The 18,365-nt window shown below is 67.5% G+C and carries 23 protein-coding genes; 10 read left to right on the plus strand and 13 right to left on the minus strand.

All coding sequences use genetic code 11. From position 1 onward, the window contains the following. Positions 1–34: 34 nt before the first annotated feature. Positions 35–415: a DUF6439 family protein gene (locus tag KQ303_RS14140; RefSeq protein WP_259730851.1), complete on the plus strand. Its 381-nt coding sequence runs from the start codon at positions 35–37 to the stop codon at positions 413–415. Positions 416–515: 100 nt separating this feature from the next. On the opposite strand, the gene KQ303_RS14145 is transcribed toward KQ303_RS14140, so the two are convergent. Further along, positions 516–935, minus strand: coding sequence for an ATP-binding protein (locus tag KQ303_RS14145; RefSeq protein ID WP_259730777.1), 420 nt, complete (start codon positions 933–935; stop codon positions 516–518). Between the two features lie 28 nt (positions 936–963). Then, entirely contained in the window at positions 964–1,713 is a 750-nt protein-coding gene (locus KQ303_RS14150; protein WP_255101258.1) for a GUN4 domain-containing protein, read from the minus strand. A 129-nt stretch (positions 1,714–1,842) separates the two neighbouring features. Between KQ303_RS14150 and psb28 the strand changes: the two genes are divergently transcribed. Genes psb28 through KQ303_RS14165 form a run of 3 tightly spaced genes read left to right on the plus strand, consistent with a single transcriptional unit; the run spans position 1,843 to position 4,312 of the window. Next, positions 1,843–2,226, plus strand: a complete 384-nt coding sequence (psb28, locus tag KQ303_RS14155; protein ID WP_094513137.1) for a photosystem II reaction center protein Psb28 — start codon at positions 1,843–1,845, stop codon at positions 2,224–2,226. After that, complete coding sequence (locus KQ303_RS14160) at positions 2,223–3,302, plus strand: AI-2E family transporter (protein ID WP_259730778.1); 1,080 nt, start codon at positions 2,223–2,225, stop codon at positions 3,300–3,302. The genes psb28 and KQ303_RS14160 overlap by 4 nt, the downstream gene beginning before the upstream one ends. Beyond that, the gene (locus tag KQ303_RS14165; protein WP_259730779.1) at positions 3,299–4,312 is read left to right on the plus strand and encodes an AI-2E family transporter; all 1,014 of its coding nucleotides are present in this window, start codon (positions 3,299–3,301) and stop codon (positions 4,310–4,312) included. The genes KQ303_RS14160 and KQ303_RS14165 overlap by 4 nt, the downstream gene beginning before the upstream one ends. Before the next feature lie 81 nt (positions 4,313–4,393). On the opposite strand, the gene KQ303_RS14170 is transcribed toward KQ303_RS14165, so the two are convergent. The 7 genes from KQ303_RS14170 to rsmA all read right to left on the minus strand — a co-directional run bounded on the left by KQ303_RS14170 (position 4,394) and on the right by rsmA (position 10,587). Beyond that, the gene (locus KQ303_RS14170; protein ID WP_259730780.1) at positions 4,394–4,576 is read right to left on the minus strand and encodes a hypothetical protein; all 183 of its coding nucleotides are present in this window, start codon (positions 4,574–4,576) and stop codon (positions 4,394–4,396) included. Beyond that, positions 4,573–5,577 carry a protein translocase subunit SecF gene (gene secF / locus KQ303_RS14175; protein WP_259730781.1) on the minus strand — a complete coding sequence of 335 codons (1,005 nt, stop codon included), beginning with the start codon at positions 5,575–5,577 and terminating at the stop codon, positions 4,573–4,575. The genes KQ303_RS14170 and secF overlap by 4 nt, the downstream gene beginning before the upstream one ends. After that, complete coding sequence (gene secD / locus KQ303_RS14180) at positions 5,578–7,095, minus strand: protein translocase subunit SecD (protein WP_259730782.1); 1,518 nt, start codon at positions 7,093–7,095, stop codon at positions 5,578–5,580. A 1-nt stretch (position 7,096) separates the two neighbouring features. Beyond that, positions 7,097–8,080, minus strand: a complete 984-nt coding sequence (locus KQ303_RS14185; RefSeq protein ID WP_255101252.1) for a pyruvate dehydrogenase complex E1 component subunit beta — start codon at positions 8,078–8,080, stop codon at positions 7,097–7,099. 266 nt (positions 8,081–8,346) lie between these two features. Then, entirely contained in the window at positions 8,347–8,655 is a 309-nt protein-coding gene (locus KQ303_RS14190; protein ID WP_259730852.1) for a DUF3082 domain-containing protein, read from the minus strand. Positions 8,656–8,711: 56 nt separating this feature from the next. Continuing rightward, positions 8,712–9,707 carry a 4-(cytidine 5'-diphospho)-2-C-methyl-D-erythritol kinase gene (gene ispE, locus KQ303_RS14195; RefSeq protein WP_259730783.1) on the minus strand — a complete coding sequence of 332 codons (996 nt, stop codon included), beginning with the start codon at positions 9,705–9,707 and terminating at the stop codon, positions 8,712–8,714. A gap of 13 nt (positions 9,708–9,720) precedes the next feature. After that, positions 9,721–10,587 carry a 16S rRNA (adenine(1518)-N(6)/adenine(1519)-N(6))-dimethyltransferase RsmA gene (gene rsmA, locus KQ303_RS14200; RefSeq protein ID WP_259730784.1) on the minus strand — a complete coding sequence of 289 codons (867 nt, stop codon included), beginning with the start codon at positions 10,585–10,587 and terminating at the stop codon, positions 9,721–9,723. A gap of 330 nt (positions 10,588–10,917) precedes the next feature. On the opposite strand from rsmA, the gene KQ303_RS14205 reads away from it, so the two are divergent. Then, on the plus strand, positions 10,918–11,166 hold the full coding sequence (locus KQ303_RS14205; protein ID WP_198948297.1) for a hypothetical protein: 249 nt from the start codon (positions 10,918–10,920) through the stop codon (positions 11,164–11,166). Between the two features lie 15 nt (positions 11,167–11,181). Here the strand turns inward: KQ303_RS14205 and KQ303_RS14210 are convergent, their stop codons facing one another. Next, positions 11,182–11,580: a YraN family protein gene (locus tag KQ303_RS14210; RefSeq protein WP_259730785.1), complete on the minus strand. Its 399-nt coding sequence runs from the start codon at positions 11,578–11,580 to the stop codon at positions 11,182–11,184. A 50-nt stretch (positions 11,581–11,630) separates the two neighbouring features. Between KQ303_RS14210 and KQ303_RS14215 the strand changes: the two genes are divergently transcribed. The 3 genes from KQ303_RS14215 to KQ303_RS14225 all read left to right on the plus strand — a co-directional run bounded on the left by KQ303_RS14215 (position 11,631) and on the right by KQ303_RS14225 (position 13,066). Then, positions 11,631–12,149, plus strand: a complete 519-nt coding sequence (locus tag KQ303_RS14215; RefSeq protein ID WP_259730786.1) for a pentapeptide repeat-containing protein — start codon at positions 11,631–11,633, stop codon at positions 12,147–12,149. A gap of 18 nt (positions 12,150–12,167) precedes the next feature. Continuing rightward, a complete protein-coding gene (locus KQ303_RS14220) occupies positions 12,168–12,599 on the plus strand; it encodes a hypothetical protein (protein WP_259730787.1) in 432 nt (143 codons plus the stop codon). 281 nt (positions 12,600–12,880) lie between these two features. Further along, positions 12,881–13,066, plus strand: coding sequence for a hypothetical protein (locus KQ303_RS14225; RefSeq protein ID WP_094513153.1), 186 nt, complete (start codon positions 12,881–12,883; stop codon positions 13,064–13,066). Positions 13,067–13,234: 168 nt separating this feature from the next. Here the strand turns inward: KQ303_RS14225 and KQ303_RS14230 are convergent, their stop codons facing one another. Further along, positions 13,235–14,032, minus strand: a complete 798-nt coding sequence (locus KQ303_RS14230; RefSeq protein ID WP_259730788.1) for an MBL fold metallo-hydrolase — start codon at positions 14,030–14,032, stop codon at positions 13,235–13,237. 29 nt (positions 14,033–14,061) lie between these two features. After that, positions 14,062–14,214 (minus strand): hypothetical protein, encoded by a 153-nt coding sequence (locus tag KQ303_RS14235; protein WP_198948298.1) that lies wholly within the window; start codon positions 14,212–14,214, stop codon positions 14,062–14,064. 195 nt (positions 14,215–14,409) lie between these two features. Between KQ303_RS14235 and KQ303_RS14240 the strand changes: the two genes are divergently transcribed. Next, the gene (locus KQ303_RS14240) at positions 14,410–16,137 is read left to right on the plus strand and encodes an NAD(P)/FAD-dependent oxidoreductase (protein WP_259730853.1); all 1,728 of its coding nucleotides are present in this window, start codon (positions 14,410–14,412) and stop codon (positions 16,135–16,137) included. On the opposite strand, the gene KQ303_RS14245 is transcribed toward KQ303_RS14240, so the two are convergent. Beyond that, positions 16,103–16,465 carry an AbrB family transcriptional regulator gene (locus KQ303_RS14245; protein ID WP_094513159.1) on the minus strand — a complete coding sequence of 121 codons (363 nt, stop codon included), beginning with the start codon at positions 16,463–16,465 and terminating at the stop codon, positions 16,103–16,105. The two genes, KQ303_RS14240 and KQ303_RS14245, sit on opposite strands and share 35 nt — an antisense overlap. 189 nt (positions 16,466–16,654) lie before the next feature. Between KQ303_RS14245 and KQ303_RS14250 the strand changes: the two genes are divergently transcribed. Then, entirely contained in the window at positions 16,655–18,355 is a 1,701-nt protein-coding gene (locus KQ303_RS14250; protein WP_259730789.1) for an FAD-binding domain-containing protein, read from the plus strand. The last annotated feature ends 10 nt before the right edge of the window (positions 18,356–18,365 follow it).

An 18,365-nucleotide genomic window follows, 5' to 3' on the forward strand; every position in this document is an offset into this window, starting at 1 on the left:
GGATGGATCCCCCCCTTGGTTTCGTCCAGTGCCGATGCCTTCCGGCAGCTCTGCCCTCTCCACCGGCCCCTCCACCGGCACAGGCACCAACCCTGCCACCAGCACAGAGCCCTCTTCCGGCACTGGCCCTGCAACCGGATGGCCGCAGGGCAGCCGTGAGCTGGCCGAGCAGCTGCAGCGTCTGCTGGTGATCGATGGCCGCGACTGGCATGCGCACAAGAGCCATAAGCCCAGGCGCGCGGCCGAGCAGATCGCCTCGGCGCTGGTGCATCTGCTCAGCGAGGCCAGTCCGGCCCACCGCCGCGACCCTGTCGCCCATGCGGAGGCGATCGCCTTGCTGGAGCACGGCCTGGGCTGGCTGAAAGGGGAGCGAAGCGACCCCGGCTGCCCGAGCCATGGGCACGGCTCCCGGTAGGGATCATCCGATCGTGTTGCACCGGCAGCGATCTGCAGGCAGTGATCCGCAGGCAGTGATCCTCAGGTCGTGGGCACCAACCAAGGACCCTGCTGAGCACTCAGCTCCGTTCGGGCCGGATCTGCACCGCCAGCTGCAGGCGGTTGCCCCGGTCGCTCCAGCGCACATCGTCGAAGCAGTGGTGGATGAGGAAGAAACCACGGCCGCAGCAGGAGCCGGGTTCCTCCGGCAGCGCGCTGGTGCGCCGCGCTGTCGGCACGCCCGTGCCTTCGTCCTGGATCTGCCAGATCATCCAGCGCGGGGTCTGGATGCGACGGATGCGCAGGCACTTGCCCGGATCGCCGCCGTTGCCATGGCGGACGGCGTTCACCAGGGCTTCCTGCAAGCCGAGCTGAAGCTGGGCCAGGTTGTGGGCCCTGCGCATCGGCTCCAACAGCAGCTCCAGGAGCGGCGCCAGTTGCAGGGTGGAAGGGGTGATGAAATCGGTCCAGCGCAGGGATGGGACCAATGGCCGGGGCATCGACTCCGCTTTCCGCTCTGGCTTGACCCTAACGTCGTGCGCCGTTGCCCTCAGCGACACCCTTCACGCGCTGTTGCAGCGCCGGATGGCTGAGCAGCGCATCCATCAGCCGCACGCCCCGGAGCTGGTTGATCAGGGGCATATGCCCATCCGGTGCCTCCAACGACCAGGTGAAAGCCTTGGGGTAGCGGGTCCAGAGGCCCTCCTCCTTCCAGCCGAGCTTGGGCCACAACCGCTCCCAGCGGCCGCCGCAGGCCTGCAGCAGGCGCCCCTGTACGGAGAAGCCGAAGCGTCCGCGCGAGTAGCAGAGCCAGAGCCGATCGAGGGTCTGCAGATCGATGCCGCTGATCGGTGGCACCTCGCTGAAATAGACGTACCCGCGGGCCTCGGCGGCGGGCCCGGCCAGCTGGCGCAGGATCGAGCTCGTGCAGCGATCGGCCAGCTCGAAGGCCTGCTCGCTCAGGGCCGCCTGCAGAGGCTGGTAGTCGATGCCGCTGCCGGTAGGGGTTTCCAGCCACCCCTGGGGGTAGCGGCCGCGGAAATCGGCAGCCAGGGGGTCGGTCTCGCTCAACAGCCAGTGGATCAAGGCGCCCGGCACCCAGTCGTCGCCGCTGGCATCAAGCCCCGCCAGGCGATCGATCAGCAGAGGGCGCAGCTCGGTGCGACGTGCCTCCAGCTGGGCCAGCAGGCTGCGCTGCTGCCGTGGGGAAGCGCTGAGGAACCGCTCCAGCAGCTGATCGGCTGTGACCGTGGCAGAGGCGGGTGGTCCGGAAAGCATGGCGTTCAGCCAGCCAGAGCAGGGCCAGCGTGTTGCCCACTATGTCAGCCGAGCCCTACGGGGCGGAGACGACGCACCGTGAAGCGCCGATCCGGCTCTGCCTAGGATCGAATTTTCCACCCCTCTGCGATGACGGCTATTCAGTTCTTCCGCGGGGTGGACGAACCCGTGATTCCCGACATCCGGCTGACCCGCTCCCGCGACGGCCGCACCGGCCAGGCGATGTTCGTGTTCGAGGAGCCGGAAGCACTGGCCCCCGAAAGCATTGGTGACATCACCGGCATGTTCCTCCTTGATGAAGAGGGGGAGCTCGTGACCCGTGAGGTGAAGGCTCGCTTCGTGAACGGCCGCGCCAGCGCCATCGAAGCCACCTACACCTGGAAGAACGAAGAGGATTTCGAGCGCTTCATGCGTTTCGCGGAGCGCTATGCCGCGGGCCACGGCCTTGGCTTCGCCGGCCAGGACGACGAGGCTGACGCTGGAGCCCCTGCCGCGGAGTCGGATCCGGCTTGAACTTCGGGAACTGGCTTGGGTTCGCCGCCACCATCGCCGCTGCCGCACTGCTCTGGAGCCTGCGCGGTGTGGTGATTCAGGCCTTTGCCGCCGTGGTGCTGGCCATGGCGATCTGCACCCTGGTGGGATTCGTGCAGCAACGGTTGCGCTGCAACCGCTCGCTGGCGCTGTTGGTGAGCGTGCTCGGGCTGGTGGTGGTGCTGTCCGTGGCCATCGCGGTGCTCATCCCCCCCTTCGCCGAGCAGTTCGGACTGCTGCTCACCAAGGTGCCCGCCGCCGCCGCGCTGCTGCTGAAGATGGGCCGCGAAACCCTCTCCTGGGGAGGGGCGATGATCTACGGCCAGCAGGACACCCGCCTTGATTTCGAGTGGCTGACCTCCCTGTTGCCGGCCGGCGGGGACAGCACCGCCGCCCTGGCCGGCGGGATCGGCCAGGGGGCAATGCGGCTCCTGGGTCTGGCGGGAAATCTCGGCAGCGGCGCTGTGCAGCTGCTGTTTGTGGTGGCCGTGAGCCTGATGGTGGCGGTGCAACCCACCGCCTACAGGGAAGTGGCGGTGTTGCTGGTGCCCTCCTTCTACCGTCGCCGCTTCCGCCGCGTGCTCGAACTCTGCGGCACTGCCCTCAGCGACTGGATGGTGGGGGTGTTGATCAGCTCCTGCTTCGTGGCGCTGCTCTCAGGCATCGGCCTCTGGCTGCTGGGGGTGAATCTGGTGGTGGCCAATGCGTTGCTGGCCGGCCTGCTGAACGTGATCCCCAATGTGGGACCCACCTTGAGCACCATCTTTCCGATGTCGGTGGCGCTGCTCGATGCCCCCTGGAAAGCGGTGGCGGTGCTTGGCCTCTATCTGGTCATCCAGCATCTGGAGAGCTACGTGATCACTCCTTCGGTGATGCATCACCAGCTCAAGTTGCTACCCGGCCTCACCCTGTGCGCCCAGTTCCTGTTCACGGTGATGTTCGGACCGATCGGATTGTTGCTGGCGCTGCCGTTGGCGGTGTGTCTGCAGGTGATCATTCGTGAAGTACTGATCCACGACGTGCTCAACCCCTGGCAGCTTCAGCGCCGGCTTTCATGAAGCCTCGCTCTGTGCTCGGACTCCTGGGCCTCGTGGTGCTGGGGCTGCTCCTCTGGGAGCTCCGCTGGGTGCTGTTGGTGCTGTTCGGAGCCGTGGTGCTGGCCGTAGCGCTCGATGTGCCGGTCACCCAGCTGCGCCGGCGGCTGCCGATCAACCGGCCCACCGCCCTGTTGTCGGTGCTCGTGGTGTTGTTGCTGCTGGGCTGGAAGGTGTCGGAGCTGCTGTTGCCCGAGCTGGTCGAGCAGGCCGGTGAATTCACGCGCCTGGTGCCGGAGCTGGTTCAGCGCTTGGGGGAACTGGCCGGTGGGATCAAGGGGTTCCAGAGCCTCGAGCAGCAGTTCGCCAGCTTCACCACGTTGGACAGGCTGCAACCGCTCGGCACCCAGTTGCTGGGGGTGGCAGGCAGCACTGCCAATACCACCATCCAGGTGCTGCTGATGGTGCTGCTGGCTTTGCTGCTCGCGCTCGATCCCCGCAGCCACCAGCGCCTGCTGCTTGCCGTTTCCCCGCGCTTTGCCCGCCCCGGCATGGAGAGCCTGCTGCACGATTGCCGTCAGGCCATGGGCGGCTGGCTGGCGGGTATGACGATCTCCGCCGTCACCGTTTTTCTGCTGACCTGGGCCGGCCTGGCGCTGCTGAGGGTGCCGCTGGCCCTGCTCAGCGCTTTGGTGTGTGGCCTGCTTACCTTTGTGCCCACGATCGGTCCCACGGCCGCCACCTTGCTGCCACTGGCGGTGGCCCTGCTGATTTCCCCGGCCAAGGTGCTGCAGGTGCTGCTGCTGCGCCTGCTGCTTCAGAACCTGGAAGCCTTCGTGCTCACGCCCGTGCTGCTCAGCCGTACGGTCAACATGCTGCCCACAGTGGCACTGATGGCCCAGCTCTGCATGGGCGCCCTGCTGGGCCTGCCGGGGGTGCTGCTGGCCCTGCCGCTGGTGGTGGTGCTGCAGGTGATCTGCCAGAAGGTGCTGGTGGAACAGGTGATGGACCGCTGGACGCTGGAAGCGTCTTAACCGGCTCCCAGGCAGGGGGCGACGTGTGGCTGTGATCGCTGCCCAACCCACGGATCGCTGCGATCCACACGCTTGCTGCGTTCAGCGGAAGCGGTTGAACAGCTCCGGTGCCAGCACCAGCACGCCGATCGGCAGGGGGTGGCGGCTGATCGCAGCGATCACGGCGGCCATGGTGAAGTGATCACTGAGCAGGAGGAATTCGGTCCTGAGTTCGAGCAGCGCCAGCAGCACGAGCACCACCGGCACAAAGGGAATGCGGCTCATGCCAGCGGGCTGCGCGCCCGGTTCGATGCTGTGATCAGGCTGAGCAGGGTGGGCGCCACGCCGATGCTCGACCAACTGCCGACGGCGATTCCAGTGGCGAGCGCCACGGCAAACCAGAACAGGCTGCTGCCGCCGAAGAAGATCATGCCCAGCAGCGGCAACAGGGTGGTGAGCGAGGTGTAGAGCGAACGGGTGAGCGTGACATCCACCGCCACATCCACCTGATCATTGATGGGAAGGTGACCGAGCAAGGATTTCTGCTCCCTGATGCGATCGAACACCACCACGGTGTCGTTCACGGAATACCCCGCCACCGTGATCAGCGAAACAGCGAACAGAGAATCAACCTCCACACCCAGCAGGAGGCCCAGCCAGGCAAACAGCCCAGCGGTGATCAGCACGTCGTGGGCCAGGCAGACGATGGCCAGGGTGGCGAACAGGCGGTCGTACCGGAAGGTGATGTAGGCCGCGATCGCCGCGAAGCTAACGAGCAGGGATAACAGGCTGCTTTTCAGGAGCTGGTCGCCCAGGGTGGGGCCGATCGTTTCGATCGAGGTGTCGCCCAGAAGGAATGGCCCGATCCGGCTGCTGAGCTGTTCAATCAATGCCGTGCTCTGATCGGCACTGAGGGTGGGCATGCGCAGGTCGATCGAGCGCCCGCCGTCAAGCACCTGCAGTGGCGCGCGCTCAAGTTGGGGGGCGGCAGCACCAGCTTCTACAGGTAATTTCACCTGGGAGAGCTGTTCTTCCACCTGCGGTGCCGTGAGGGGGGAGCAGCTGGCGCCACAGGCCCTCTCCAGCTGAATGCGGGTGCCACCGGTGAAATCAAGGCCCGGCTTGAGTGGCAGCCCGATCGATGGATTCAGCCAACTGAGCAGCAGGCCCAGCAGGCTCAGCACACAGGCGGCTCCGGAGGCCCCCCAGGCGAGGCGGCGATAGCGATTGATGCGGAAAAAGCGGATCTCTGGAACCGGATCCGCGGCTGTGGGACTCATGGTCATTCAGGCAGCAGAGGACGGAAGCTCACGGCCCGGGAGGAAGTAGGTGGGGCGTCGCAGCGAGGGGTAGCTCATCAGCAGCCGCAGCAGGGTGCGGGTGCAGGTGAGTGCGGTGAACAGGCTCAGCACCAGGCCGATCGCAAGGGTGACGGCGAAGCCTTTCACCAGGCCTGTGCCCAGGGCGAACAGGGCCACGCAACTGATCAGGCCGGTGGCGTGGCCGTCGATGATCGAGGAGAAAGCCAGCGAGAAACCGGTGTCGATCGACCGGATGAGGGTGTTGCCGCCGCGCAGCTCCTCCTTTACCCGCTCGAAGATCAACACGTTGGCATCCACCGCCATGCCCACGCTGAGGATGAACCCGGCGATGCCAGGCAGCGAAAGCGTGACCGGAATCAGGGCATAGGCCGCGAGGTTGAACAGGGAATAGAGGAGCAGGGCCAGCACCGAGACGAAGCCGGGCAGGCGATAGACCACCACCATGAACACCGCCACCAGCGCCAGGCCGCCCAGAGCCGCCACCAGGCTGGAGCGGATGTTCTCGGCCCCGAGCGTGGGCCCCACGGTGCGCACTTCGATGATCTTGATCGGCAGGGGCAGGGAGCCACCGCGCAGTTGCACCTCCAGATCCCGCGCTTCTTCAGCGGTGAAGTTGCCGGAAATGCTCGCGGCGCCACCGGTGATCCCAGCCGCCTTGAACTGTTCGCCCACGCTGGCTTCGCTGATCGAGCGTCCGTCGAGCACGATTCCGAGCAGTCGGTTGGTGCCCGCGATCGATTGGGTGAGGCGCGCGAAGGCTTCGCCTCCGGCGCGGTTGAAGTTCAACGTCACATCCCAGCCGGGGCCGTTGGTCTGCTGTTGGCGACCGGCTCCTGTGAGATCACGGCCCGTGAAGGCGGCCGGTTCATAGAGAGCCACGATCCGCTTGTTCACTTCGGCCAGGAGCAGTTCGAGCTGGTCGGCTTCGCTGGCTCCCGCCTGGACTTCCAGGCCCAGGGCGCTGAAGGCCTTGGCCATTTCCTCAGCGGGGAAGCTGGGGGCTGGCGGGGGGGTGGCGCCCGGAGGGAGACCGGGGGTGGAAGGATCAGCCGGGCGCCTGTTCTTCAGCCGGGCGAGCACGGCGGAGGCCTGGGTTTTCAGGCGCAGCAACCCTTGCATTTCCTGCTCTGTGCCGGGTTTCTGGACCCGGAACTCCAGCAGGGCCGTGGTGCCCAGCACCCTGGCGGCGCGGCTGGGATCTTGCTCACCGGGCAGCTGCAGCAGCAGTTGGTCATCGCCGACGCGCTGCAGGGTGGATTCGGCCACCCCGAGGCTGTTGATGCGGCGATCAAGCACCTCCTGCACAGCTTCGAGCTGCTCGGCCTGCACCTGCCGAATCGCGCCGGCCGGCATCACCTGGAGGGTAAGCTGGCTGCCGCCGCGCAGATCGAGGCCGAGCTGAAGCGGAAATGTGACCAGGACCACCCCGGCGGCAATCGCCAGGGCCAGGATCAGGGCCACCCATCCTTGTTGGCGTGCCATCTCAGAGGGTGCCTGCTTTGAGGCGACGGGCGGCCTCCACGATCTGGCTGGGTTGAATGATCGTGAGGTTCTCCAGACCGCCGTTGTAGGGGGTGGGGATGTCCTGACTGGAGAGGCGCAGGGGACGGGCGTCGAGATCGTCGAAGCAGTGTTCGGTGATCAGGGCGATCAGCTCGGCGCCGATGCCACCGGTTTTCATGCACTCCTCCACCACGATCACCCGATGGGTCTTGCGGATCGATCGGCTGATCGTCTCCATGTCGAAGGGTTTGAGGCTGATCAGATCGATCAGCTCCACATCAACGCCCTCAGCCTCGAGCTGCTGCACTGCCTTGAGGCAGTGGTGGCGCATGCGGGAATACGTGAGGATGGTTACGTCCTTGCCTTCACGCACCACATCAGCCTGATCAAGGGCGCAGATGTAATCGCCTTCCGGGATCTCCTCGCTGAGGTTGTACAGCAGCACGTGCTCGAAGAAGAGCACGGGGTTGTTATCGCGGATGGCGGCCTTCATCAGGCCCTTAGCGTTGGTGGGGGTGCTGACGGCAACGATCTTGATGCCGGGCACGGCATGAAAATAGGCTTCAAGCCGCTGGCTGTGTTCAGCCCCGAGCTGACGCCCCACTCCGCCGGGGCCGCGCACCACCGTGGGGATCGTGTAGTTGCCGCCGCTGGTGTAACGCAGCATCCCCATGTTGTTGGAGATCTGGTTGAAGGCGAGCAGGAGGAAGCCCATGTTCATGCCCTCCACGATCGGCCGCAGGCCGGTCATGGCGGCGCCCACGGCCATGCCCGTGAAACTGTTTTCCGCGATCGGGGTGTCGAGCACGCGCAGCTCGCCGTATTTCTCGTAGAGGTCCTTGGTGACTTTGTAGGAGCCGCCGTACTGACCCACGTCTTCGCCGAACACGCAGACGGTGGGGTCTTTTGCCATCTCCTCGTCGATGGCGTCGCGCAGGGCGTTGAACAGAAGGGTTTCTGCCACAGGGGAGATGCGGACCCGGCGCAGGTGCCGGAAGTGGGGCCAACTTATCTCAGGCCCGCCAGTCGCAGCCTCGCTGCGTTGGAGGGGAGGTGCAGGCTCGCTGGTCTGAGGGCTGCCAGGGTGAAGCCGGTGCCGCTCAGCCGCCGGCCGCGAAGGTGGCGAGCAGGAGCACCGACAGGATCATCCCCGGCGAGAGCAGCAGGGCCAGCAGGCCGAGATCGTGAGGGGTCATCGCAGCGGTGGGGGAACCGGTGGTGGGAGCAACCTTAGGAAGGCCCGGTGGAGCTGGCGGGCAAGAGGCTGCGAATGAACACGAGGAACAGGCCCAGGCCCACGAAGGCGAAGCTGAAGGTGGCCAGGAAGCTCATGCCCACGATCAGGGTCTTCATGGCGGTGCCGATGCTCTGGGCGAACGGTTTGCTGTAGTGCGGCGGATGGAGGGCGAAGTAGGTCACCACCCGTTGGCTGAGCAGCAGGCTCACCCAGGCCAGGGCGCCGCTGGTGACGGCACCGGAGAGGAAACTGAGCGGCCCCTTGCGGGGCGGAGCGGTGGGTGAGGCGGCGGCCGCTGGCATGCCGCTGCTGGAGCTGTTGCCGGAGGCGCTGCCGGGGTCGGTCTGCTGGGGGTCGCTCATCGTGGGGCGTCGGGATCGGGGACGGAGCCGGCCGGGGGCATGGCCTGATCGCTGATGACCCTGGCACCTGCCGGCGTGAAGCGGCAGCACCAGGCGTCGAACCCCGCGGCCTGCAGGGCCGGAGCGAGCTGCTGCTGGGCCGCAGCGGCTTCAGCGGCGCTGCTGAACAGAGCGAACAGGCTGGGCCCGGATCCGCTCATCGCCACGCCGAGGGTGCCGGCCAGGCCGCGCAGCAGAGCCAGGCCCTCGCGCACGCTGGCCTGCTCCGGCTCCACCACGGCCTGCAGATCGTTGCGCAGGGGCGGCAATCCGCGCTCCCCCCGCAGGGCGGCCAGCAGCGGGCCGCCGCGCAGGTACTCCCGGCGTTGCTCGAAGTCGGCCTCACAGTCGAGGTAGAAGTCGCCGCGCAACTCCCGGCAGCGCCCATAGGCCCACGGCGTCGACACACTCACCGCTGGATCCTTGATCAGCAGCACGGCCAGGGGATCGTCTGCCGCCGGCACCGGCTCCAGCTGCTCTCCCCGCCCGAAACACAGCTGGCTCCCCCCGGCGAGGCAGAACGGCACATCGGAGCCCAGCTCCGCCGCCAGTTCCAGCAGGGTCGGCTGCGGGAGATTCATGTTCCAGAGCTGGTGCAGGCCCACCAGGGCGGCAGCCGCATCGCTCGACCCTCCCGCCAGCCCGGCTCCGATCGGGATGCGTTTTTCCAGGTGGATGTCGGCGCCCCGCAGCGGCCCCTCCAGCCGCTGCTGCAGCAGCAGGGCGGCGCGGCTGATCAGGTTCGTGCCGTCCGTGCGCAGTCCCGGGCGGTCACAGCTCAGTTGGAGGCGGCCATCGTCGCGTTCGTGAAGGACCAGCCGGTCTTCCAGATCGATGCTCTGCATCAGCATCGCCAGCTCGTGGAAGCCATCCGGCCGCAACCCGAGCACTTCGAGGTGCAGGTTGATCTTGGCGGGAGCGAGAACGGTGAGGCTGCGGCTCAGTGCTGCCATGGGTTGCGTTGGGCTACGGATCGGGATGGAGGCTCGCCTTGTCTGCGCTGAGAGGGGCGGCTGGCGCCGAGGCTTCGGCCTGATTCAAGCCCTCCGCCAACGCCACCCAGCGCTGGGGCTCCAGGTCCTGGGGGCGCTGCTGCAGATCGATGCCGGCGGCAGCGGCCAGGTCACTGAGCGCCTCCGCCGGCAGCAGGCCCGCCAGGGTGTTGCGCAGCATCTTGCGCCGGGCTGCGAAGCAGCGCCGCAGCAGCCGCTCCACCGTGGCGGCCACGGAAACGGGCAGCCGCTCCGCCAGTGGCAAGGGCTCGATCACGATCACCTCCGAGTGCACCCGGGGCGGCGGCTGAAAGCAGCGAGGGGGCACGGCGCACACGCCCTTGCAGCGGGCCATCAACTGCATGCGCACGCTCAGGGCGCTGTAGGCGCTGCTGCCTGCACGGCAGCGGATGCGTTCCCCCACCTCCTGCTGCACCAGCAGCACCAACCGCGAGTACGCCGTAGTGGCAGGGCGGTCGAGCCGGCCCACCAGCCGCTCCAGCAGCGGACCGGTGATGTTGTACGGGATGTTGGCCACCACCTTGGTGGCCAACGGCAGCTCAAGCTCAAGCACATCCCCCTCCAGCAGGCAGAAGCGGGGATCGCCGCCAAACTGCTGGCGCAAGCCGACCACCAGGTCGCGGTCGAGTTCCACTGCCGTGAGGCTGGCCAGGGGGGTTTGCAGAAGCCGTTCGGTCAGCGCCCCCCGGCCCGGCCCCACCTCCAGCACCCGGTCGTGGACGTCGAGTTCGGCCGCCTGCACGATGCGATCGAGCACGCCGGCATCGGTGAGCCAGTGCTGGCCGAAGCGTTTGCGGGCCCGGTGGCCGCTGAAGGTCATGACCCTGGGCGTGAGATCTCCCACATTGCCTTCCGGTGCGGCTAGAGAAGGTGCAGTGACGGGGCCCGGGCGATGGCTGCATTGGTACGCGTTGAACCCATGGCACCCGTTGAACACGCTGAGCCCGCAGAGCGGGTGGAGCCAGTGGCATCGGCGGCTTCGGCCACGGCTGGCTTCCCTGAGGCCGTTGTGATTCCGCTGACCTCAAGGTCCGCTGGCGTCCCGCCGGCTGCCGTGAGCCCTGCAGCGCTCATCCGAAGCCGGGCGCGGCACATAGCGCACCCTGGCCGTCATTCACTGGCCTGGGTCGGCTGGATCGGTGCTTTGGCCATGCCCCTGCTGAGTGGTCCGGCGCTGGCTGGCAGCGCCACCGCCGATTCCGTCTGGGACCGTGACAACGCCAAACAAAGGGCTATGCAGCAGGTGCCGGCGGGCGCCACGGTCACCAGCACGCGTTGCGAAGACTTTTCGGTGGGAATGGACAACACCCGCTACCGCTGCACGGTGGAGTTCACCGTTCCCGATCCGTCGGTTCCCGGCACGAGCACGCCCGCCCCCGCTGGCCTGTCCAGCCCCTGAGCGGACCACCCGCGTTCACCATTCGAGCCGCAGCCAGCACACCGGTGCCCGGGCCGGTGGCAGCGGCACCAGCGCGCACACCGCTTCCACCGGCAGGTGCCTCCAACAGGGGTGTTTGCACAGCCAGCACGACCAGGCGGCCGCCAGCCGCTGCCGTTTGCGTCGATTCACGCTGGCCCTGCCCCAGCCATCGGCACCGCTGCGGCGCCGGCCCTTCACCTCCACCAGCAGCAACCGGCCCGGCTTCAGCAGCACGAGGTCGAGTTCGCCCCATCGGCACTGCCACCGCTGAGAGAGCAGCCGCCAGCCGCGCGTCTGCAGCAGCCGCAGCGCCCGCTGCTCCGCCCAACGGCCGGGCACGGTGCAACGGCTGCGCGCCCGGTCGGCGCTCTGTTGCGGTCGGGCTCCTTTCACGAACGGCCAAGGCGTGTGTTCCTAGGGTTCCCTCTCTGTCCCTTGCTGCCATGGCCTCCCCGCTGCGCTGCCGCGCCGGACTTCCTTGCCGTTCCTGGCTCGCTTCGCTGCTGCTGGTGCTGGCGCTGGGCGTGGCGCTATTGCCGGCGGCGCCGGCCCAGGCGGCGATGGACTATGCCAAGCAGGTGCTGATCGGCGCCGATTTTCATGGCAGCGATCTGCGCGGCGTCACCTTCAGCCTCACCAACCTGCGCGAGGCCGATCTTTCCGGTGCCGATCTGCGGGGGGCCACCTTGTTCGGCGCGAAGTTGCAGGATGCCGATCTCCATGGCGCCGACCTGCGTGAGGCCACTCTTGACTCCGCGGTGCTTGATGGCACCGACCTGCGCGACGCCTTACTGGAAGATGCCTTCGCGTTCAACACCAAGTTCAACGCGGTGAAGATCGATGGCGCTGATTTCACCAATGTTCCCTTCCGGGCCGATGTGCTGAAGAAGCTCTGCCTCGATGCCACTGGCACCAACCCCGTCACCGGCCGCTCCACCCGCGCCAGCCTCGGCTGCGCCTGATGGTTCTCCTTCTGTGCCATGAGCTTTGATCCCCGCAGCCTTGAGCGGCTTCGGGAGCTGGGCCGCCAGCTTCCCCAGCCCTTGCCGGCCCCGCAGGCCAGCCCCGCTGCCGCGCCGCAGCAGCGGCTGCATGCGGTGGAAACCGAGCAGGACCCGGACAAGCTGTTTCATGAGCTGATCAAAGCGAGCCCCGATGGCTTGGTTCCGCCCCATCTGATGGAGCGTCTTGCGACGCTCGAGACCGCCAGGCGGGAGCGTCAGCGCCAGCCGCCGCCGGCGGGTGCGCCTGCTGGAGCAGCAGCAGCACCGGCGGTTCCTAGGGGCCTTGGCCCCGCCCGAACGCCCCGGACCCCCCTGGCGGGCGCCCCCGCTGCCGCCGCCATCCGCGAGCACGAGCAGTTGTATCGCGAGTTCCATTCGCTGCTGCTGGAAGACGAGCCAGACAGCTGACCCGAGCGCTGATTCCGGGTGCCGGCAAGGCTGGACAGGCGCATCTACAGCCGCTGGCGCTGCTTTGGGTGGGCAGGCACTGGGTCAAGCGCCCGTGTGTCAGCGCCGCGATCGGCCGACAGTCATGGTCCGCATTTGCCGACTGATGCGACTGCGATGTGACTGGCTGTCAATTGTTCGCAATCTTCCGATACATTTCGGGGGTCAACCTTCTCCCTTCTGTGTTGGCTCACGCCGTCGCTCACCAGCGAGGCCTGCGTTCCCGTTCCCCTCTTCTGCTGATGTCTGTTCAACCCGGTGAATTTGTGCTTCTGGCCAGCCAGGCCGGCACCAGCTTCCAGGTGGTGAGCGTCGATGACATCGACGACCGCTGCTGGGTGCGCCGCTGGCCGCTCACCCGCAGCGGCTCGCCCCCGTTCGCTGTGCCGATTGCCGCTGTGATCAGCCTGCGCGCCGCTGCCGCCTGACCCCCGCGCCCGCCCCCTTTCCCTTCGAGGCCCCACCATGATCCCGATGCAAGCGATCCTGCTCAACAGCCTGCTCGGCAAGGGGTTTCGTTGCCTCCTGCTAGGAGCCTGCACCGCGCTGCTGGCGGAAATGCTGCTCAGCACCGCCGGCTGAGCTCACTGGTCGCGTCAGCTGGCGGCGGTGCCTGAACTGGCGCTACCAGCATGGGCCACGGCGGCGGCTGGCTGGCGTTGCTCCAGGCGGTAGCGCTCGCCGGCCCTTGAATCGATCAGCCGGCACCCCTCGGACAGCATCGCCGCCGCGGCCTGCAGCGATCCCCTTAGCCAGAGCAGCCGGTTCAGGGCACCCTCAAAGCGCACATCCCCGCCGGTGGTGCTCACCAGCACGGTGAGAGGCTTGAAACGCTCCACCAGCTGGGGCAGCACCTGCTGGCCCTTCACGAACGCCCCCACCAGCGGCAGACCCAGATCCACCACAGGCGTGATCACGGCGTCCAGCGGCTGCTCCGGCAGGCTGGGATCAAGAAACCCATGCGGTTCCAGGTAGAGACGGCCGCCTGGATGGTCGAACAGGTAGCCGTTTTCCGGCTGCGGCACAGGAGCCCCCTGCGAAGCCGTGAGGCGCAGCTGCTCGTGGCAGTGGCTTTCGCCGTGCGCCAGGGCGGTGAGCTGGGTGAAGCCAAGCGCACGCGCCCGGGCCACCGCCGCGGGAGACCCCACCACCGGAGTGGTCGGCGGGAGCAGCGCCAGGCTGGCGGGATGGCAATGGTCGGGCAGCCCCTGGGTGAGCACCAGCAGATCGACCGGCAAGGGAGCGGGACGCTCCTGCGGCAACTCGCCACGGAAAAACCAGGGGCCAGGTGGAAACTCCAGGGGGCCGGTGAGCCAGGGATCCACCAGCACGCGCAGGGCACCGAACTCCAGCAACCAGCCATTGGCACCGAGATAGGTGGCATGCAGGGCCATGCAGGCGGGCGAGCGGCTGGCCCCGGACGCTAGACGCCTTGCCAGCGCAGGCGCGAGGGGCGCCCACCAGATGCCGCGGGAGCGGGGCGGACCAGTTGCCACAGCAGCACGGCATGGGCGCTGAAGCGCACCGCGCTGAACACCGCCAGAGCGACGCAGAGGGGGCAGTGGGTAAGTCCCATGCGAAAGCGGGAAGTCCCCCCACCCTGGCACCGCTTGGTCTCGGTTGGTGGTGGATGGGTTGGGGCGCACAGCTTTGCAACCCTTCCGGCGGCAACCGGCCGGCCCGGCCGGCGCGACTCGGCCTGTGCGAGCGGGGCACGGACTGTTGGAATGAGGGGGTGCGTCAGGCCGCGCCAGGCGCGGTGGCAGATCCTGTGTTGCGGCTCAGCGAAGTCAAGCTCCCTCTCGATCACGGGGAGGAGGATCTGCGCCAGGCAATCCTGCGGCGGCTGGGGCTTCCCGCGGCCGCTCTGCTCGGCCACCGGGTGGTGAAGCGCAGCGTGGATGCCCGCAGCAAGGCGGAGATCCGCTTCAGCTACAGCGTGGATCTGGAGCTGGCCGACGAGAAACCGCTGCTGCGTCGCTTCCGCAACGATCCGCATCTGCGGCCCACCCCGGACACCACCTACCGCTTCGTGGGCAAGGCTGACGCCGCCGACCTCCAGGATCGCCCGATCGTGATCGGCGCCGGTCCCTGTGGCTATTTCGCGGCCCTGCTGCTGGCCCAGATGGGCTTTCGGCCGCTGCTGCTGGAGCGCGGCAAACCGGTGAAGGAACGCACTGCCGATGCCTTCGGCTTCTGGCGACATCAGCGTCCGTTCGACCCGGAATCCAATGTGCAGTTCGGCGAGGGTGGCGCCGGCACCTTCTCCGACGGCAAGCTCTACAGCCAGGTGCGTGATCCCCTGCACCACGGGCGCAAGGTGCTGGAGGAGCTGGTGGCCTGCGGAGCGAATGCGGAGATTCTCACCCTGCAGCGCCCCCATATCGGCACCTTCAAGCTGGCCACCGTGGTGCGTGGGCTGCGGGCCCGCATTGAGGCGCTGGGGGGTGAGATCCGCTTCCAGAGCCGCGTCGATCGCCTCGTGCTGGAGCCCTGTGACGGTGAGGGTGGCAGGCAGCAGCGCATCTCTGGGGTGGTGCTGGCCGATGGTTCCGTGCTGCCGGCCCACCACGTGGTGCTGGCGGTGGGACACAGCGCCCGGGACACCTTCGCGATGCTGGAGGCTGTGGGGGTGGCGATCGAAGCCAAGCCTTTTTCGATCGGCGTGCGGATCGAGCACCCCCAGGAGCTGATCGATCGGGCCCGCTGGGGGCCCTTCGCCGGTCACCGGCGTCTTGGACCAGCCGAATACAAGCTGGTGCATCACGGCAGCGCCGGCCGCAGCGTCTACAGCTTCTGCATGTGCCCCGGCGGGCTCGTGGTGGCCGCCGCCTCGGAGCCGGGCCACGTGGTGACCAACGGCATGAGCCAGCACTCCCGCAACGAACGGAACGCCAACAGCGCCATCGTTGTGACGGTAGGCCTCGAAGACCTGGCGCCCTATGGCAAGGCGCCCGGCGACCCCCTGGCGGGGGTCGCGTTTCAGCGCCACTGGGAGGCGGCGGCCTTCCGCGCGGCGGGCTCCACCTACCACGCCCCCGCCCAGCGCCTGGGCGATTTCTTGGCCAGCGGAGCGGAAGAGATCGACCAGACCGTTGCTCCTTCTGCCCCGGATTCTCACCCGCCTGGCCCGGCGTCTGGCCTGTCGGCGACGGCCCCCCAGCCCTCCTACGCGCCGGGGGTGCGCTACGGCGATCTGCGCGGCTGCCTGCCCCCGTTCGCCGTGCAGGCGCTGATGGAGGCCCTGCCGGCGTTCGAGCGTTCCATTCCCGGCTTTGCGGCACCCGAGGCCGTCATGACCGGGGTGGAAACGCGCACCTCATCGCCAGTTCGAATTCCCCGATTGGATGATTTCCAAAGCCTCAACATTGCGGGGCTCTTCCCGGCAGGGGAAGGGGCTGGTTACGCCGGGGGGATCCTCTCTGCGGCAATCGACGGCATCAAAGTGGCCGAAGCCGTTGCGCTCACTCGTCTTCGTCGTCGGAGCCCAGCGGGATGAGTCGGATCTGCTTGCGCCCCAGCTTGATCTCGAAATCATCCCCCGGTTTCAGGTCGAGCAGGGCGGTATAGGCCTTGCCAACCATCAGGTTGCCGTTGAACTGAACCTTTGTGGTGAAACTCAGCTTGCGACCGCCTTTTCCTACCTTTGGATTGGCCCCGAAATCCACCCCCTTGGCATTGAGCAGTGCCTCGTAGAAGGCTGTGAAATTCAGGCGCTCACTATCGTTCTTCTTTGTGGAGACATAGCCGCAGGCCCGCACGATGTCGGATTTGCTTGCATCCCCCATCTCCTTGACTTTGGCGAGAAGGTCGGCGCCACTCAACATTGGCCTTTCACCCAGAACCTTCTCATTATCTGATAAACGTTTGTTTGATGCAAGGGTTTTTGCGGTCCTTCAGGGCGCATCGACCACCTCATCTGGTCATGCTCATCGCTATCTCGCCCATGCACCGTAAGGATTCGCGGCTGGTGGTTCCCATGCCCCACGCTGTGGCTTGTCGTTTCCCCCTCGAGTTTGACCCGCACGATCATCTGGTTCCGCCGTGATCTGCGTTGCAGCGATCACCAGCCGCTGCTGGAGGCCAGCCGCCTCGGCACGGTGCTGCCGTTGTTCGTTCTGGACCGTCAGCTCCTGTTTCATCCGGAAACCGGTGTGGCCCGCGTTGCTTTCCTGCTGGCCACGCTGCAGGCCTTCGACCAAGACCTGCGGCGACGGGGCGGCCGCTTGCTGGTGCGTTTCGGTGATCCGGCCGCTGAGCTGCTGCGGCTGGTGCGGGAGGGCGGCGCCACTGGCGTGATGGCCCACACCGATAGCGAGCGGATCGTGGGGCGTGTGCGTGACGCCCGGGTCAATCGCCTGCTGGCCGCCGCCGCTGTGCCGATCCGCTGGGTCGAGCCGGTGGGAGCAGTGGACGCCTTGGTTCCCTATCCCCGTTATCGCCAGCTCTGGCAGCAGGCAGTGGCCCGCACGCCCCTACCGGCGCCCAGGCAGTTGATGGTGCCGGCTCCAGCCGATCCCGACCGGCCTACCGATCCCGCCGATCCGCTCGCGGATCTGCCGGTACCCAGCCTTGAAGCGCTGGGGCTGCAGCCCGATGGCAAACCGCTGCCGCCGGCCGGTAGCGCGGCGGCCCAGTCCCTGCTGCGCACCTTCCTCGAAGGTCCGGCGGCTCAGACCTACTACTGGGAGCTGAGCGTGCCCTCGGCCAGGGTCACCAGCGGCCTCAGTCCCCATCTCAAGTTCGGCGTGCTGAGCCCGCGCCAGGTGGTGGCCCGGCTGGGCCCCCTGGTCGCTCACCCTGACGATCGCCGGCAGCGCAGTGCCCGGCAGCTGATCAGCCGCCTGCGCTGGGGCACATCGATGGCCCAACGCTTCCGCTACCTGCCTCAGCTGGAGCTGCGCTCCCTCTGGCGCTGCTTCGATCAGGAACCCTGGCCGTTCAACGAGGAGCTTTATGCCGCTTGGAAAGAGGGGCGCACCGGTTTTCCCATGGTTGACGCCGCTGCCCGCTGCCTGCGCGGTTCAGGCGGCTGGCAGGAGCTGAACTTCCGCAGCCGGGCGATCTATGCCAGCTTCCTGGCCAATCTCTGCGGCATCGACTGGCGCTTCGGGGCCCTGCACTTCATGCGCCACCTGATCGATGGCGATTGCCCGATCGATCACTACCAGTGGGCGATGCAGGCCGGTGTCACCCAGCGGGAGGTGCAGGCCTGGACCCGCATCTATCACCCGGGGGCGGTGGCGGTGCAGCGCTGCGATCCCCAGGGGCTGTTCATCCGCCGCTGGCTGCCCGAGCTGGCCGAGCTCACCAATGACCAGCTGGCCTGTCCGCCGCCGATGGCGGCTTACCCTGCCCCGATCCTGAGCTACGAGCAGGCCCGTCGCGAGCGGATCCGCCAGCTGGCGGCACGGCGCGAGGCGGCGGATCCGGCCTTGAACCCCGCCCGACAGATGGCGGCGATGCCGGGCCAGCCGGTGCCCTTCGGGGCCGATCGCCTCCCTGCGGCGGTGGTGGCCTGGGCCCAGCAGGAGCGGGCCGAGCTGTTCCCGCCACCGCTGGAGCTCGCCGCACTCGACCCACCAGCGCAGGTTGCGCTCGAGAGCTGGTTTCGCCCTGGGGTGCGGCCGGGCCCCACGCGCCCGGCGGCTGCGTCGCGCCACCGGCGTGGCTCGAGCGGCCGGGTCAATCCCGATCAGCTGGAGCTGTGGCCGTAGCCCTGGCGGG

The sequence above is a fragment of the Synechococcus sp. CS-1333 genome, from assembly GCF_025128015.1.
Classification (GTDB): domain Bacteria; phylum Cyanobacteriota; class Cyanobacteriia; order PCC-6307; family Cyanobiaceae; genus MW101C3.

Coding starts and splice junctions, on each gene's coding strand:
- KQ303_RS14140 (WP_259730851.1), top strand. CDS start 35: ATGCCTTCCGGCAGCTCTGCCCTCTCCACCGGCCCCTCCACCGGCACA.
- KQ303_RS14145 (WP_259730777.1), bottom strand. CDS start 935: ATGCCCCGGCCATTGGTCCCATCCCTGCGCTGGACCGATTTCATCACC.
- KQ303_RS14150 (WP_255101258.1), bottom strand. CDS start 1,713: ATGCTTTCCGGACCACCCGCCTCTGCCACGGTCACAGCCGATCAGCTG.
- psb28 (WP_094513137.1), top strand. CDS start 1,843: ATGACGGCTATTCAGTTCTTCCGCGGGGTGGACGAACCCGTGATTCCC.
- KQ303_RS14165 (WP_259730779.1), top strand. CDS start 3,299: ATGAAGCCTCGCTCTGTGCTCGGACTCCTGGGCCTCGTGGTGCTGGGG.
- KQ303_RS14170 (WP_259730780.1), bottom strand. CDS start 4,576: ATGAGCCGCATTCCCTTTGTGCCGGTGGTGCTCGTGCTGCTGGCGCTG.
- secF (WP_259730781.1), bottom strand. CDS start 5,577: ATGACCATGAGTCCCACAGCCGCGGATCCGGTTCCAGAGATCCGCTTT.
- secD (WP_259730782.1), bottom strand. CDS start 7,095: ATGGCACGCCAACAAGGATGGGTGGCCCTGATCCTGGCCCTGGCGATT.
- KQ303_RS14190 (WP_259730852.1), bottom strand. CDS start 8,655: ATGCCAGCGGCCGCCGCCTCACCCACCGCTCCGCCCCGCAAGGGGCCG.
- ispE (WP_259730783.1), bottom strand. CDS start 9,707: ATGGCAGCACTGAGCCGCAGCCTCACCGTTCTCGCTCCCGCCAAGATC.
- rsmA (WP_259730784.1), bottom strand. CDS start 10,587: ATGACCTTCAGCGGCCACCGGGCCCGCAAACGCTTCGGCCAGCACTGG.
- KQ303_RS14205 (WP_198948297.1), top strand. CDS start 10,918: ATGCCCCTGCTGAGTGGTCCGGCGCTGGCTGGCAGCGCCACCGCCGAT.
- KQ303_RS14215 (WP_259730786.1), top strand. CDS start 11,631: ATGGCCTCCCCGCTGCGCTGCCGCGCCGGACTTCCTTGCCGTTCCTGG.
- KQ303_RS14220 (WP_259730787.1), top strand. CDS start 12,168: ATGAGCTTTGATCCCCGCAGCCTTGAGCGGCTTCGGGAGCTGGGCCGC.
- KQ303_RS14225 (WP_094513153.1), top strand. CDS start 12,881: ATGTCTGTTCAACCCGGTGAATTTGTGCTTCTGGCCAGCCAGGCCGGC.
- KQ303_RS14230 (WP_259730788.1), bottom strand. CDS start 14,032: ATGGCCCTGCATGCCACCTATCTCGGTGCCAATGGCTGGTTGCTGGAG.
- KQ303_RS14235 (WP_198948298.1), bottom strand. CDS start 14,214: ATGGGACTTACCCACTGCCCCCTCTGCGTCGCTCTGGCGGTGTTCAGC.
- KQ303_RS14245 (WP_094513159.1), bottom strand. CDS start 16,465: ATGTTGAGTGGCGCCGACCTTCTCGCCAAAGTCAAGGAGATGGGGGAT.